Source organism: Brachybacterium sp. AOP24-D1-21 (assembly GCF_052378665.1).
In the GTDB taxonomy this organism is placed as follows: domain Bacteria; phylum Actinomycetota; class Actinomycetes; order Actinomycetales; family Dermabacteraceae; genus Brachybacterium.
Genome location: NZ_JBQSXX010000001.1, coordinates 2622135 through 2636219 on the forward strand (window position 1 = coordinate 2622135; position 14085 = coordinate 2636219).

13 protein-coding genes are annotated in these 14085 nt (G+C 69.2%); 8 read left to right on the forward strand and 5 right to left on the reverse strand.

What is annotated here, in order from left to right:
• Window positions 1–31: 31 nt before the first annotated feature.
• From ACT3UF_RS11715 to ACT3UF_RS11745, 7 genes are read left to right on the forward strand one after another with little or no spacing between them, the layout of a single operon-like run.
• Window positions 32–1099 carry an ABC transporter permease gene (locus tag ACT3UF_RS11715; RefSeq protein ID WP_442332537.1) on the forward strand — a complete coding sequence of 356 codons (1068 nt, stop codon included), beginning with the start codon at window positions 32–34 and terminating at the stop codon, window positions 1097–1099.
• On the forward strand, window positions 1099–1995 hold the full coding sequence (locus tag ACT3UF_RS11720) for an ABC transporter permease (protein ID WP_441443853.1): 897 nt from the start codon (window positions 1099–1101) through the stop codon (window positions 1993–1995). Before ACT3UF_RS11715 ends, ACT3UF_RS11720 begins: the two co-directional genes overlap by 1 nt.
• A 13-nt stretch (window positions 1996–2008) precedes the next feature.
• Window positions 2009–3724 carry a dipeptide ABC transporter ATP-binding protein gene (locus ACT3UF_RS11725; RefSeq protein ID WP_444608347.1) on the forward strand — a complete coding sequence of 572 codons (1716 nt, stop codon included), beginning with the start codon at window positions 2009–2011 and terminating at the stop codon, window positions 3722–3724.
• Complete coding sequence (locus ACT3UF_RS11730) at window positions 3714–4955, forward strand: DegT/DnrJ/EryC1/StrS family aminotransferase (protein ID WP_442332539.1); 1242 nt, start codon at window positions 3714–3716, stop codon at window positions 4953–4955. Before ACT3UF_RS11725 ends, ACT3UF_RS11730 begins: the two co-directional genes overlap by 11 nt.
• Window positions 4952–5659 (forward strand): hypothetical protein, encoded by a 708-nt coding sequence (locus ACT3UF_RS11735; RefSeq protein ID WP_444608348.1) that lies wholly within the window; start codon window positions 4952–4954, stop codon window positions 5657–5659. The genes ACT3UF_RS11730 and ACT3UF_RS11735 overlap by 4 nt, the downstream gene beginning before the upstream one ends.
• Window positions 5656–6387 carry an amidohydrolase family protein gene (locus ACT3UF_RS11740; RefSeq protein ID WP_441443849.1) on the forward strand — a complete coding sequence of 244 codons (732 nt, stop codon included), beginning with the start codon at window positions 5656–5658 and terminating at the stop codon, window positions 6385–6387. Before ACT3UF_RS11735 ends, ACT3UF_RS11740 begins: the two co-directional genes overlap by 4 nt.
• A 10-nt stretch (window positions 6388–6397) precedes the next feature.
• Window positions 6398–7615 carry an Nramp family divalent metal transporter gene (locus ACT3UF_RS11745; RefSeq protein ID WP_444608349.1) on the forward strand — a complete coding sequence of 406 codons (1218 nt, stop codon included), beginning with the start codon at window positions 6398–6400 and terminating at the stop codon, window positions 7613–7615.
• A gap of 100 nt (window positions 7616–7715) precedes the next feature.
• Here the strand turns inward: ACT3UF_RS11745 and ACT3UF_RS11750 are convergent, their stop codons facing one another.
• From ACT3UF_RS11750 to ACT3UF_RS11770, 5 genes are all read right to left on the reverse strand, one after another.
• A complete protein-coding gene (locus tag ACT3UF_RS11750; RefSeq protein WP_444501790.1) occupies window positions 7716–8966 on the reverse strand; it encodes a hypothetical protein in 1251 nt (416 codons plus the stop codon).
• A gap of 9 nt (window positions 8967–8975) precedes the next feature.
• On the reverse strand, window positions 8976–9746 hold the full coding sequence (locus ACT3UF_RS11755) for a hypothetical protein (protein ID WP_444608350.1): 771 nt from the start codon (window positions 9744–9746) through the stop codon (window positions 8976–8978).
• 228 nt (window positions 9747–9974) lie between these two features.
• Window positions 9975–10892, reverse strand: coding sequence for a hypothetical protein (locus ACT3UF_RS11760; protein WP_441443846.1), 918 nt, complete (start codon window positions 10890–10892; stop codon window positions 9975–9977).
• A gap of 7 nt (window positions 10893–10899) precedes the next feature.
• Window positions 10900–11931, reverse strand: a complete 1032-nt coding sequence (locus ACT3UF_RS11765) for a Gfo/Idh/MocA family protein (protein ID WP_442332544.1) — start codon at window positions 11929–11931, stop codon at window positions 10900–10902.
• Window positions 11931–12794, reverse strand: a complete 864-nt coding sequence (locus tag ACT3UF_RS11770) for a Gfo/Idh/MocA family protein (protein WP_441443844.1) — start codon at window positions 12792–12794, stop codon at window positions 11931–11933. The genes ACT3UF_RS11765 and ACT3UF_RS11770 overlap by 1 nt, the downstream gene beginning before the upstream one ends.
• Window positions 12795–13010: 216 nt before the next feature.
• On the opposite strand from ACT3UF_RS11770, the gene ACT3UF_RS11775 reads away from it, so the two are divergent.
• Complete coding sequence (locus ACT3UF_RS11775; protein ID WP_442332545.1) at window positions 13011–14054, forward strand: Gfo/Idh/MocA family protein; 1044 nt, start codon at window positions 13011–13013, stop codon at window positions 14052–14054.
• The last annotated feature ends 31 nt before the right edge of the window (window positions 14055–14085 follow it).

Here is a 14085-nt window from a genome sequence, read left to right on the forward strand (position 1 = left end):
CGACGGCGATGAGGATTGAGGAGGTGGATCGATGAGACTGGCCATGTTCATCGGACGGCGGCTGTTCCGGCTGGCACTGTGCATGTTCGCGGTGTCGGTCCTGACCTTCGGCCTGCTGCAGCTGGCTCCCGGCGACTTCGCCGGGATCCAGGCGTCGGGCGGTGGCACCGTCAGCCTCGCGCAGCAGGCGACCAGCGAGAATCGCACCGAGCTGGGCGCACGCTACGGCTCTGACGTGCCGATCTGGCAGCAGTACACGACCTTCATGGCCGGCGCGGTGACCGGCGATATGGGTCCGAGCTACAGGTTCACCAGCCGGACCGTCGAGGAGATCATCGCGACCGCGTTCCCGATATCCGCCGCGCTGGCCGTCTCCGCCACCCTCATCGCCGTCGCGATAGCGATCCCGCTCGGGATCCTCGCCGCAGTGCGGCGCCGGAGCATCTGGGACACCGGCACCATGTTCCTGGCCACCCTCGGCAACGGTCTGCCGAACTACCTCGCGGCGCTGCTGCTGGTGCTGATCTTCGGCGTCGGCCTGGGGGTCCTCCCGCTGTACGGGTGGAAGGGGCCGGAATACATGGTGCTGCCCACCCTCGCCCTCGCGATTGCCCCGATCGGGGTGCTCGCCCGTCATGTGCGCTCCTCCATGCTGGAGAACCTTCGGCAGGACTACGTGCTCACGGCCCGCGCCAAAGGAGGCAGGGAGCGGACCATCCTGGTCACCCACGTGCTGCGCAACTCACTGATGCCGCTGGTGACCGTCGTCGGCCCGCTGTTCGCCGGGCTCGCCACCGGCACCATCTTCGTCGAGAAGATCTTCGGCATCCCGGGGCTCGGGCACTACTTCACCCAGGCTGCCGTCAGCCGTGACATGCCGCTGCTGATGGGCACCACCCTGTTCTTCGCTGCCCTGCTGATGGTGATGAACCTGCTGGTCGACCTCAGCTATGCGGCGCTCGATCCACGAGTGCGGGCCGATCTCGGGCTCGCCTCGCACGGCCCCCGCCGCGGCCGCGGCGATACGGGCGACGGCGCGGGAGCCGCGGTCGGCGTCTCGACGCCGCTCAGCACCCAGGCGCCAAGAGGAGCGATCTGATGACCACTCTCGACGAACCGAAGACCACCCCCGCACGGACCGCCGTGCACCAGCCGACCACCGAGTGGGGTCGCCGCTGGGCGCGCTTCCTGCGCAATCGGCTCTCGGTGGTGAGCTTGGCCTTCATCGGCCTGGTGGCAGTGGTGGCACTCGCCTCACCGCTCCTCGCTCCGTACCACTTCGCGACGATCCACCGCGGGCAGGAGCTGCTGCCGTCCTTCAGCGACGGCTTCGTGATGGGCACCGACGAGCTCGGCCGGGACGTCTTCTCCCGGCTGATCTACTCGATCCGCACCGCCCTGTTCATCGCCGTCGTCGCCGAGATGCTGTCGCTGAGCATCGGGATGGTCGTGGGCCTCATCGCCGGCTACAAGGGCGGGAAGTATGACGCCGTGCTGATGGCGATCACAGACGTCATGTTCGCCTTCCCCGGCTACCTCTTCGCGGTGCTGCTGGTCGCGGTGATGGGGCGTTCGACATGGGCGATCATCCTTGCCCTCACCATCGCCTCCTGGGTGAGTCAGTCACGACTGCTGCGCGCCCAGATCATGCGTCTGAAGACCCTCGAGTACGTCGAGGCCGGACGCTCCATGGGGGCGAACGGCTGGACCCTCGTGATGCGGTACATGCTCCCCAACGCCCTCGGCCCCGTGCTGGTCACCGTCAGCTTCGGCATACCGGCGAACATGCTCGCCGAATCCGGCCTCGCGATCCTCGGCCTCGGGGTGGCTCCACCGACCCCATCGCTCGGGGCGATGATCGTCGACGGCTACGCCTTCGTGCTCAACAGCCCGTACCTGATCTTCTGGCCCACGATCGTGTTCGTCGCGATCATGATCGCCTTCACCTTCGTGGGCGATGGCATCCGCGATGCCTTCGACGTCGACGAGACCTGAGAGAGGACCACCCATGCTGCTCGACATCTCCGATCTGCGGGTCACCTTCGATATGCCCGACGGCTCGACGGTGAACGCCGTCAACGGCCTCGATCTCCAGCTGGCCGAGAACGGCTCGACCGCCGTGATCGGCGAATCCGGCTCCGGCAAGAGCGTCTCGATGCGGGCGGTCCTGGGGCTGCTGCCCAAGAATGCCCGCGTGACCGGATCGGCGAAGCTCGACCTCGGCTCAGGGGATGCCATCGATCTGCTGCAGGCCGGTCACCAGCAGCTGCGGAGGGTGCGCGGCCGCGAGGTGGGCATGGTCTTCCAGAACGCGATGGAGTCCCTGAACCCCTCGCTCACCCTGGCACGGCAGCTCACCGAACCGATCCTCTGGCACGGCCTGGGCACCAAGCAGGAGGCGCACAAGCTCGCCGTGAGGGCGCTGGGTGACGTGGGGATCCCTGAACCGGAGCGCCGGATCACGATGTATCCCTTCCAGCTCTCCGGAGGCATGCGCCAGCGCGCCATGATCGCGATGTCGACCATCACCAGGCCCCGGCTGATCATCGCGGACGAGCCCACCACCGCCCTCGACGTCACCGTCCAGAAACAGATCCTCGATCTGCTGCGCAGCATGCGCGAGGACGGGATGTCACTGGTGATGATCACGCACGACCTCGGCGTGGCCCGGTACCTCTCCGACGACGGCGTCGTGCTGCGCCACGGCGAGGTGCAGGAGGCGGGACCGATGCGACAGCTCCTCACCGCTCCGGAGAGCCCGTACACGCGCGTCCTGCTCGATTCCGCGATGGACATCCGCCCGCCCGAGGAGACGACCATCAGTTCCGATACCGGGTCGGACCAGTACACCGGGCCGAACCAGGGCACAGCGTCGTCTGCGTCGGCTGCCTCGACGTCTTCGGCCCCGTCGGCCGCGTCAGAACCGTCGATACCGCGCGAGGAGCCGGTTCCGCTGGTCGCGGTGCGAGACCTGGTCAAGGACTTCCCCGGCGCCACCGGGCCGGTGCGGGCCGTGGACCAGGTCTCCTTCGACCTGCCCGCAGGCAGCACCCTCGGGGTGGTGGGGGAGTCCGGCTCGGGCAAGTCCACTCTGGCCCGGCTGGTGCTGCGCCTCATCGAGCCCAGCAGCGGTGAGGTCCGCTTCGACGGCAAGGATGTCCTGGCGATGAACCGCCGGGAGCTGCGGGAGCAGCGTCGCGCGATGCAGATGGTGTTCCAGAGCCCGTACGGCTCACTGCTGCCCTCCTCCACCATCGCCGAGAACATCGAGGAGCCACTGCGGATCAACCGCATCGGTTCCAAGGCCACTCGCCGAGCGACGGTGCTCGATCTGCTCAGCAAGGTCGACCTCCCCACTCACTTCGAGAACCTCTACCCCCGTCAGCTCTCCGGGGGACAGCAGCAGCGCGTCGCGATCGCGCGGGCGATCGCCCTCGAGCCGGCACTGCTGGTGGCCGACGAACCGACCTCCGCCCTGGACGCCTCGGTGCAGCTGCAGGTGCTGGAGCTGCTGGAGGACCTGCGCCAGGAGCTGGGCTTCTCGATCCTGCTGATCACCCACAACCTCGCCGTCGTGGAGCGCTTCGCGGATCAGGTGCTGGTGATGAAGTCGGGGAAGGTCGTCGAGAAGGGCTCTGCCTTCGAGGTCTTCACCCACCCTCGCGAGGAGTACACCAAGACCCTGCTCTCTGCCGTCCTGCCGGTGCATGCCGATGCACTCTGAACTGCTCGCCCTCAACGGCGGCAGCCCGGTGCTGCCGCCCGGCTCGCTGCCCTCGACCAACGACGCCGCCGGCCGCACGATCGGCGCCGAAGAAGAGGAGGCCGTGCTGCGGGTGCTCCGCTCCGGGATGCTCTCCGGGGTCTGGGGCACCGAGGTCACGGCATTGGAGCGCGAATTCGCGGCGCTGATGGGATCTGCGCACGCGGTCTCCTGCAGCAGCGGGACCGCCGCGCTGCACCTCGCGGTCGCCGCCGTCGATCCCGCTCCCGGGGACGAGATCATCGTCCCGCCGATCTCGGACATGGGCTCGGTGCTGCCGATCATCGCGCAGAACGCGGTGCCGATCTTCGCGGATCTGGATCCCGCCACCGGCTGCCTCGACCCCGCGGACGTGCGCCGCCGGATCACGCCGCGCACCCGAGCGATCCTCGTCGTCCACCTCTTCGGCGGTGCCGCGAAGGTCCGCGAGCTGCGCGAGATCGCCGACGAATCAGGGATCCTCCTCATCGAGGACTGCGCCCAGGCCTACCTCGCCCGGGAACGGCCCGAGGAGCCGCTGGTCGGCGCCGTCGGCCACCTGGGCTGCTTCAGCCTCCAGCAGTCCAAGCACATCACCACCGGAGATGGCGGGCTGGTGCTCACCGACGACCCACAGCTCGCACGCGCGATGCGGCTGTTCGCCGACAAGGCCTGGCCGCGGGACACAGGGGAGCGCACCTACCTCTCGTTCGCCCTGAACTACCGGATGCCGGAACTGAGCGGCGCGGTCGCCCGCGCCCAGCTGCGCAAGCTTCCCGAGGTGGTCGCTCGCCGGCGCCGCAGCGCCGAACAGGTCTCGGCCCGGATCGGCGCCCTGCCCGGGGTGAGCGTCCCTCCGTTCGGCGCCGAGCACGCCTACTGGTACTACCCGCTGCTGCTCGAGGGCCTGGACCGGGAGGGGGCGCGACGCTTCGCCGCCGCGCTCTCCGCCGAAGGGGTGCCCTGCATCGCCGGGTACATCGGCCGGCCCCTCTACACCGAGCCCGTGCTGCGCGCCCCCAGCGCCTACGGCGGCAGCGGCTACCCGCTGTGCGGCACCATCGAGTATCCCGACGGCCTCTGCCCGCAGGCAGAAGCTCTCATCGACCATCGCCTGCAGGTGATCCCCTGGAACGAGAACTACACCGATGACCAGGTCGACGCGATCTCCGCAGCGATCGAGAAGGTCCATCGGGAGCTGATCGGCGCATGATCCTCGACTGCGACCTGCTGGTGGGCCGTGATATCGCCAGCGGCCGCCGCCGCACCCCCGCGGAACTCGCCCAGCGGCTGGCTGCAGCCGGGATCGACGGCGGCGCCGTGACCAGCCTGAGCGCGATCGCCTACGACCCGAAATCCGGGAACCGGGAGGGTGCACGAGCCGCGGCGGAGCACGGCTGGATCGATGTGCCCGGGGTGGAGCTGCGCAACCCCCTGGACGCCCACGCCCGCCTGGAACGGATCGCCGCCGATGGGCACCGTCTGGTGCGCTTCGCCACCACCCGGCAGAACATCCCCGGCACCGCGCCAAGACTGCGACTGCTCGCCCGCCGCGCCACCGAGCTCGGCCTCACTCTGCTGGTGGAGGGATCGACCCGCACCGTCGGCCTCGCACTGATGGGGCTCGGTGCCTCCGTGGTGCTGCTGGACCAGCACTTCTACGATGCCGGTGAGTTCATCATGGTGGCCAGGGAGGAGCCCGGCTTCCACGCCTCCACCCGGCTGCTGGGGAACCTCGACGCCTGGGAGTCCATCACCGCCGAGGTCGGGGCCGACCGCCTCCTGTTCGGCACCCGCGCCGGCTGGTTCGAGGAGCATTCCGTGCTCGAGCGGCTGCACTCCAGCGGGCTCAGCCCCGAGCAGCGGGCGCTCGTCACCTCCGGCAACCTCCGGCGCCTGGCAGGGGAGAGGTCATGAACCGCGGACGCATCGACGTGCACGCCCATCTGGGACCGTGGTTCTTCGGACCCGACCAGGGCACGGCGGAGGACAATCTGCGCTCGATGGACGCGCACGGGATCGACGTCCAGCTGGTCTCGGGCGTCGAAGCCGTCACCTACGACCCGACCTCCGGCAACCTCGCCCTCGCCGCCGCCATCACGGGCCGACCCCGGCTGCGCGGCATGTTCGTCATCGACCCCCGCGACCTCGAGGCTGCTCGGACGCACCTGGCCGAGCTGCTGCCCGGCGGACTCTTCATCGGCGCGAAGATCCATACCGATTACGCACGCACCAAGGCGGGCTCTCCGGCGATGGCCGACGCGCTGCGCCTGTGCGCCGAGCATGATCTGCCGGTGCTCGTCCACTCCTGGGGCACGGAGCTGCTCGCGCTCGCCGATACCGTTGCTGCTGTCCCTGAGGTGAAGGTCATCGCCGGGCACATGGGCGGACCAGCCTGGCGCCTCGCCCCTGAGGCGGTCTCCCGCACCGATCGGCTCTGGCTCGAGCCCGGCTACTCCCAGCCCGAAGCGGACCGGATCCGCTGGGTGCTGAACCGCGTGGGCCCCGAGCGGATGCTGTTCGGCACCGACTCCACGCTCATCGATCCTGCGCTCGCGATCGGCGCCTTCCGCGCCGCAGAGCTCAGCCCGGCCGAGGAGGAGCTGATCATGCGGCGGAACGCGCAGGAGCTGTTCGACCTCTGAGAGGAATGAGATGACCGTGAAGACTGCCCCCGCGCCCAGAGAGTCCCGGGGTCGCTTCGGCCCCGCCTTCGTCACCGCGGCGCTGGTGTTCGGTCCCGGCAGCATCGCCACCGCGAGCTCGCTGGGCGCGTCCTTCGCCTATGACCTGGTGTGGGTGCCGGTGCTCGCCACGATCCTGATGCTCTGCTTCGTGAACCTCTCGGTGCGGATCGGACTGACCACGGACCGCTCGCCGGTCGCGACCGTGAGCCTTGCCTTCGGCCGGATCGTGGGGGTCCTGGTCGGGCTCGGTGCCTTCCTCGTTGCCGCCTCCTTCCAGGCGGGGAACTCCGCCGGGACCGGCGCCGCCGGGCAGGTGCTGCTCGGGGGAGATCCCCGCCTGTACGCCGTGCTCTTCACGGCGGCCGCCATCGGCTTCCTCTGGCTGCCCCGCTTCTACCGGAACCTCGAGCGGACGATGGTGGTGATCATCGTGCTCATGCTGCTGATCTACGTGGCCACCGCCGTGATCACCCGCCCGGACCTGCTTGAGGTGCTCCGGGGCCTGATCCCGTCGATCCCCTCGGGCGCGAATGCCCTGGTGGTCAGCGCCGTGGCGACCACGTTCTCGGTGGTCGGGGCGTTCTACCAGATCCAGCTGGTGCGGGAGAAGGGATGGACCGCCGAGCAGTTCCCTGACGCGCGCCGGGATGCGACGCTGGGGACGCTGGTCCTGGGAGCCCTCTCCCTGGTGATCATGGTGGCGGCCGCCGCGGTGCTGCATCCGCTCGGCGCCACGGTCAGCTCACCGGCGGATATGGCCGTGATCCTGGAGCCGATCCTTGGCCGCTGGGCGACCATCCTGTTCGCGCTCGGTCTCTGGGCGGCGGCCTTCTCCTCCCTGCTCGGCAACAGCACGATCGGCGGCTCCATGCTGGCCGGGGCACTGGGGATCGACCGGGGCGGTCTGGACTCCGCAGCCGTGAAGATCTGCATCACGGCCGTGATCGCCCTGGGCGGGGTGGTCGCGATCGTCTTCGGCGGGATCCCCGTCCAGCTGATCCTCACGGCCCAGGCGGTCACCATCTTCGTGGTGCCGCTGATCGGCATCGTGTTGGTGGCCCTGGCCCGCAGCCGCCGGCGAGGAACCCTTCGGATCGGGGTCGCCCAGACGATCCTCGCAGTGCTCGGCACCGGCTTCCTGCTGGTGCTGGCCGTGCAGTACCTGACGACACTGCTGGCGCGGTGACACTGCCGGCGTGGTGATGCTGCTGGCGCGGTGAGCCGCGCAGATCGACGAGCAGCACCCGAGGCCAGATGCATCTGGCCTCGGGTGCTGCTCGTCCGGCTCAGGTGAGGCGGTGGACGTACACCCGGTTGTCATCGATCAGGTAGATCTCGCCGCGATCGGTGATCGTCAGTGTCTTCCAGGCGTGCTCGTCGTCCAGGACCGTGAGGACGCCGGCGGCCGACACCCGGAAGTAGGTATGGCCGCCCACTCCGTAGAAGTGCTGATCGTGCTTGCGATACCGCAGAGTCGGAGTGCGGCCCCATTTCGCCCCAGTCGGCGTGATCCCGAGGTCGACCACCGAGGTCACCTCATGGCGGGTGATGTCGTAGGTGAAGAAGCGGTTCTCGTAGGTCATCCCGACCAGGGTCGAGGCATCGGCACCGAAGCACAGCGTGGACACCGTCTCATCGCCCGGGACCGGGACGATCGTCGAGATGACCTCGCGGGAGGCCAGATCGAACTCGAACAGATGCCCCTCGGTGGTGGTCGGCTCGATCGACATCCCACCCTGGATGGTGGAGCCGCCGTAGACGACCCCGTCACGGTGCACCACAGCGCACACCCCCTGCTCGGGAACGATGTTGCGATAGACGTCGTGGTCGCCCGTCTCCGGGTCGATCAGGGTGAGCGCGCCTCCGAGGTGTCCGTACTCGGGGATCGACGCCGTGGCGAGGAGATCTCCCGCAGCAGTCATCTCGAAGATGCGGTCCTGCAGGTGCGGTGAGATCAGGGTGGCGAGCTTGTCGGGGTTCGAGCCCCAGTCCCACGGGACGCGCGAGTCATAGCGATAGACCACGCCGTTCGGGTACTTGCTGACCATGAGATACGGTCCGACCGCTGCGAATGTGTCGCTCTGCTCCGGTCCCTCGAGCTGGGTGATCTCTCCGCTGCTCCTGTCGACGGTCGCGATCACCCCGGCGCTGAGATAGGCGCCCACCCAGACATCGCCCGTCGGTCCCAGTCCGATGCTCTGGGCGATCACCGGCGCGCCCTCGACGGCGGGATCATGGAGGGTGACCTCATCGGCCGTCGGGTCGAAGATCACCACCTCCCCGTTCTGGCGGAAGTTCGCGATGATGTCGTGCCCGCTCGCCGGGAAGACTTCGAGAGCCCGCAGTGAGCTGGTGGAGACGCCGTGCGCGGCGAAGCCCAGTGGTGTTGCGGCGAGGGTCTCGGCGTCGAAGACCCAGTACTCGTCATCGCGCCGGAAGTAGCTGAGATTCGGGTCGCCCCCGCTGGCGAAGGCGGACGCCGCCTGGTCCATCCCCGTGGCATCGTCGCGCCAGGTGCCGCTCGTCGTGTCGTACACCCCGTTGCCTCACGGCAGCGGGACCAGCAGCAGGGGCCCGGCAGTGCCCAGTGCAGCGATCTGTGCGGGAGTGCGGGGAAGCTCGATCTCGGTCCGCTCGCCGCTCGCGGTGTCGAAGGCGGCCAGCTGGCCGGTGCCGATCCCGGTGCCGACGTAGAGGACGTCGTCGATCTTGGTGAAGCCCCAGGCGTAGTCGCCTCCGTTGTCGCTGGCCCGTCCGAACTCCCGAACCTCGCCGGTGGGCAGATCGAAGGCGTAGATCTCCGAGCGCGGGTAGCAGCAGAGGTAGAGCGTGTCCCCGTCGGGGATGACGTTGCGGATCATCGTGTTCGGGATCGACTTCCCCGTCCCGCTGGTGGTGATGGGGGTGACGGTCTGGGCGGCGTGGTCGTAGAAGTTCAGCGCGGTGGCCTTGCCGCTGCGTGCCGTGAAGTAGGCGCCGCCCTCGATGCCGTACACCCCTCCGCCGTAGGCCAGGGAGTCGTCGGGCAAGGACCAGGAGAACAGTCGTTCTCCGGTCTCGGGGCTGATGACGGAGAAGGTCACCGGGCTGCCGTCCGAGAGGGCGTAGAGGTTCGTGCCGCCTTCACCATCAGGGCCGCTGCCCGTGAGGCGGACGTTGATCGACTCCATGGCGATCCCGAGATCGATCAGTTCCCCGGATCCTGAGGGGAGCCGGGGTGCGGCGAGTGCGGGTGCGGCGGTGGCCAGTCCCACCGCGGTCGTGGTGAGAAGTCCGGTCTGCAGTGCTCGACGTCGAGTCATCTGTGGTGCAGGCATCTGTCAGCCCTCCGTTGGGTGATGTGTCCGGACTTCAGTCTGCAACCCATTGCAGCATGTGTCCATGCCTCATCGAGAATTGGGGTGAAGTCCCTCGCGAGGCCCTCATTCCGTGCCTGGAGGCGCGTTCGGGCAGCCGGCCGGGAGGCGGCTGGGGAGCGGCCGACGGCGTCGATGGTCACGAGGCGGCACACTGGTGTGACCGGGTTCTCCGGTGACGAAAAGGGGTCAGCTCAGCCGCTCGCGCAGCCAGGTGGCGACACCTGTCATGACGTGAGCGGGCGGCGGATGCCCGCCGTCGTGCAGCAGGAGTTCGAGCCCCTGCTCCTCGGGCCAGCGCCGCCGCGCCGAGCGGAACAGGTCGAGGTTGTGCACGCCGTCGCCGTCCCCGCCCCCGGCCAGCAGGAAGGGTCGCGGGGCCACCAGCCCGAGCAGCTCGTCCTGGTCCCGGCCGGCGGGGATGTCGCCGTCCAGATACCAGGGATCGCTCCAGTTGGAGTGGGCGAAGCCGAGGCCGGGCTCATGGGCGGCGCCGGCCTCGATACGAGGATCCAGGGCGGCCAGGTGCAGGGAGAGCTTGCCTCCAAGGGAGTGACCGAAGGACGCCAGCCGGGACGAAGGGGCGAGCCCGGACTCCTGCAGCGCGGTGACGGCGAGCATCAGATCCGCGACGCTCCTGCCGAGGCCGGTCATGGACTGCTCGCGACGATGGCGCTCGGCGGCAGGGCCGTAGCGTGCCTCCAGCCCCACCGCCCTCGCCGTCGCGGCGTCCGAGGCGGCGACCTGCTCGAACCACCAGGGCACAGCGAGCACGGCGTGACCGGCCTGTGCCAGCTGCAGGCCGAAGGCGCTGCCGGCAGGGTCCCGGCCGCTGAGCTCGGTGCGCGGGGAGGGCTCCGCGAACAGGGGAGCGGTGTCATAGAAAGGCACCACCACCACGACCCCGGACGATGGGACCGTCGTCGGCCGCAGCAGCTCGCACACCAGCTCGCTGCCGAAGCTCTGGATCACGAGCTGATGGATCTCACCGCGCACCCCGGGGTGCCCAGGGGTGCGGCGCCCGCCCGGCCGCCAGCTGCCCCCGGGATCAGCGACCGCCCCCAGGCGCTGCTGCCACCATCGGCGGGTGTCCTCCTCAGAGGGCATCGTCTGTTCAGACCTCCGCAGGCAGGGCGGCCGGACGGACCGGCGCTCCGGTGCGACCGGACTCGTAGACCGCTTCGATGAAGGCGACCGCGGCGCGGGCCTCGGCCGAGGAGACCAGCGGCGCGGTGCCGCTCTGCACCGCCGAGACGAAGTCCTTCAAGCCCTCGAGCAGGATGTCCCGCGGGGTGAACTCGGGCAGCTCGAGGCCATCGCGGGAGTGCAGGTGCATGACCCGTTCGTTCTCGGTGACGATCGAGCCGGCGTCGCCCATCAGGTTCATCCGGATCGGGAGGTTGCCGTAGGCGGCGGTGGTGGCCTGGAAGGTCAGCTGGGCGCCGCTCTTCAATCGGGCGGTGATGGTGACGGTGTCCTCGACCTCGATCCGCTCGTGGGCGAGCAGGCCGGTGAAGGCGAAGAGCTCCTCGACCTCGCCGAGCAGCCAGAGGGTCAGATCCACCAGGTGCACGCCCTGATTCATCAGGGCGCCGCCGCCGTCGAGCTTCCAGGTGCCGCGCCAGGCGCCGGAGTCGTAGTACTCCTGGCTTCGCCAGAGCGGGACCTCGATGGTCGCAGAGGTGAGGCGGCCCAGCCGTCCTTCGTCGATGATCTGCTTGAGGAACTGGTTCTCCGCTGCGAAGCGGCGCTGGCTGGCGATGGTCAGGGTCTTGCCGGAGCGCTGCTCGGCGGCTCGGATCCTGTCCGCCGCCTCGACGGTCACCTCGATCGGCTTCTCGAGGAACACGTGCTTGCCGGCGTCGAGCGCCTGGATCGTGACCGCGGCGTGCAGGCCCGAGGGCACGGCGATGATGACCGCGTCGATGTCCTCGCGCGCCAGCAGTGCGGTGACGTCCGCGGCGGCTTCGACGCCGTGCTCGGCGGCGATCTTCTGGGCCGCCTCAGGGTTCTGATCGGCGACCGCGATCAGCGCGGCGGGAGTGGCCTCGGAGGTCAGTCGCTTGGCATGGCCCTGGCCGATGATGCCGACGCCGATGATGCCGAAGCGCAGCTGATCGAGCGGGGCGGTGGTGGACTCGGTCATCAGGAGTTCCTCTCCAGGGAAGCGGTGATCGCGGACAGTACGGCGACGGGGGACAGCAGGTCCTGCGGAGAACGAGGGGAGGCGCCCGCGTCGACTGCGCCGAGGAACTCGGCCAGGGCGGGGGCGTTGTAGTCGTTCGTCAGGCTCAGCGGGTGGGAGACGACGGCATTCTCGTAGATGCCGGTGGCGTGGAAGGGCACTCGGGTGCTCTTGCCGGGGATGACGAAGGTGAGGGTGAGCTGGGTGTTCGCGATCTCGAGCGATGCCACCACGGTGTCCCCCCGGCGCACGGTCCGCACATCGAGGGAGCCCGGCTCGACCGTCGGATTCCCGAGGATCTCAAGGGCTGCCTCGACATGATGGATGCCGTAGAAGAACAGTCCCGAGTACTCGCTGTCCGGGTCTGCCGCGCCGATCACGTGGAGATGGCGCAGTGCACCGGTCTCCGCGGTCGGGGTGAAGTGCGGGAGCTCGGGCACGAAGCGCAGGGCAGAGCAGGACAGCAGCACCGCGTTGTGGCGTGCGGCGAGATCGAGCAGCTCCTGGGCGTCCTCCACGGAGGCGGCGAGCGGTTTGTCGACCAGCACCGCCTTGCCGGCTTCGAGCAGTGGCCGAGCGTGCTCGAGATGCTTGGCGCCGTCGCGGGTGGAGACGATCGCGGCGTCCACCTGGTCCCCGAGCTCTCCTGGCTCCTCGACGATCAGGTCGATGCCGCCGAGTGCGGCGAGCTCCTGGTTCCGCTCCGAGGGGCCGCCCACCAGGGCGATCGCGCGGGCGCCGGGGTGACGTTCCTCGACGTTCAGGAATCGGGTGAAGTGGGTGATGTGCGAATTCTCGGTGCCGATGAGGCCGATGCGCAGCATTGCTGTTCCCCTCGTGGCCGGGCGATGCCGGGCTGGTCGGTGGATGCGGTCGGGTCCCGAACGCCGGCTGCGATGTCACGGCGACGGGACAGGGTTCCAGCCTGTACTGCAATCGCTTGCACGTCAAGGGGGAAAACGTATCCACCGGCCATGGAGCTTGATTCTCGGCTTCCACAACCGATTGCACTCCCTGGGTGGACGGCCTACTGTCGAGCCATGGAGAAGATCGATGAGCTTCCACGAGTGGGCCTGCTGGGCCTGGGCACCATCGGCGTCTCGCACGCCCGGGCGCTCGCACAGCTCCGGGACCGAGTGACCCTCGTGGCCTTCAGCGGAGGCAGCGCCGAGAAGGCGGCGGACGCCGGCTGGCCGGAGGCGGTGAAGCAGAGCCCCGAAGAACTCCTGCGCCGGGAGGACCTCGACGCGATCGCGGTCTGCACCCCCAGCGGCGCCCATGCCGAGAACGTCCTCGCAGCCCTGAACGGCGGCAAGCACGTCGTGGTCGAGAAGCCGCTCGCACTCACGGCGGCCGAGGCGGATCAGATCGTCACCCTCGCCGAGGGCACCGGCTTGAGCGTCCATGTCATCTCCCAGCGTCGCCTCGAGCCTGAGGTGCAGGCCGTGCGGGCCGCGCTCGAGGACGGTCGGCTGGGGAAGGTGCGGCTCGCCACCACCCACGTCCACTGGTGGCGGGACGAGGACTACTATGCCGCCGCCGCATGGCGCGGCGATGCTGCGGGTGGCGGTGGCTCCCTCATGAACCAGGGTGCCCACAACGTCGACCTCCTGCGCTGGCTCGCGGGTCCCATCGACTCCGTCACCGCGCAATCCGCGACCCTCGCCCATGCGCCCGGCGCCGAGGACACCACCGTCGCCACCGTGCGCTTCACCAGCGGCGCCCTGGGACTGATCAGCACCTCGACCGCGACCCCACCCGGGACCCCGGCCACCCTCACCCTCCACTGCGAACACGGAGTCGTCGAGATCGGCCAGGGCGAGCTGCGGCGCTGGGACGTCGAGGGCATCCCGACCCCGACGATCCGGGCCGAGGAGGAGGGGATCGGCGTCGGCGCCTCGGATCCCGGCGCGATCGGCATCGCCGGGCACATCCAGCAATGGACCGACATCCTCGCGGCGCTGCGGGAGGGACGCGACTCCTCGATCTCCGGCCGGGACGGCGCCGAGACCGTGCGCCTGCTCGATGCCCTCACCACCGCGGCGGCTGAAGGCCGCACGGTCACCATGGAAGAACTGCGATGACGGAGATCTGTGTGATGGCGAAAAACTGCGA

What these genes read in the sequence shown, in the direction of transcription:
- ACT3UF_RS11770 (WP_441443844.1), bottom strand. Translation starts at nt 12,794, where the DNA reads ATGCTGCGCATCGGCCTCATCGGCACCGAGAATTCGCACATCACCCAC.
- ACT3UF_RS11740 (WP_441443849.1), top strand. Translation starts at nt 5,656, where the DNA reads ATGAACCGCGGACGCATCGACGTGCACGCCCATCTGGGACCGTGGTTC.
- ACT3UF_RS11715 (WP_442332537.1), top strand. Translation starts at nt 32, where the DNA reads ATGAGACTGGCCATGTTCATCGGACGGCGGCTGTTCCGGCTGGCACTG.
- ACT3UF_RS11760 (WP_441443846.1), bottom strand. Translation starts at nt 10,892, where the DNA reads ATGCCCTCTGAGGAGGACACCCGCCGATGGTGGCAGCAGCGCCTGGGG.
- ACT3UF_RS11775 (WP_442332545.1), top strand. Translation starts at nt 13,011, where the DNA reads ATGGAGAAGATCGATGAGCTTCCACGAGTGGGCCTGCTGGGCCTGGGC.
- ACT3UF_RS11765 (WP_442332544.1), bottom strand. Translation starts at nt 11,931, where the DNA reads ATGACCGAGTCCACCACCGCCCCGCTCGATCAGCTGCGCTTCGGCATC.
- ACT3UF_RS11745 (WP_444608349.1), top strand. Translation starts at nt 6,398, where the DNA reads ATGACCGTGAAGACTGCCCCCGCGCCCAGAGAGTCCCGGGGTCGCTTC.
- ACT3UF_RS11735 (WP_444608348.1), top strand. Translation starts at nt 4,952, where the DNA reads ATGATCCTCGACTGCGACCTGCTGGTGGGCCGTGATATCGCCAGCGGC.
- ACT3UF_RS11725 (WP_444608347.1), top strand. Translation starts at nt 2,009, where the DNA reads ATGCTGCTCGACATCTCCGATCTGCGGGTCACCTTCGATATGCCCGAC.
- ACT3UF_RS11730 (WP_442332539.1), top strand. Translation starts at nt 3,714, where the DNA reads ATGCACTCTGAACTGCTCGCCCTCAACGGCGGCAGCCCGGTGCTGCCG.
- ACT3UF_RS11720 (WP_441443853.1), top strand. Translation starts at nt 1,099, where the DNA reads ATGACCACTCTCGACGAACCGAAGACCACCCCCGCACGGACCGCCGTG.
- ACT3UF_RS11755 (WP_444608350.1), bottom strand. Translation starts at nt 9,746, where the DNA reads ATGCCTGCACCACAGATGACTCGACGTCGAGCACTGCAGACCGGACTT.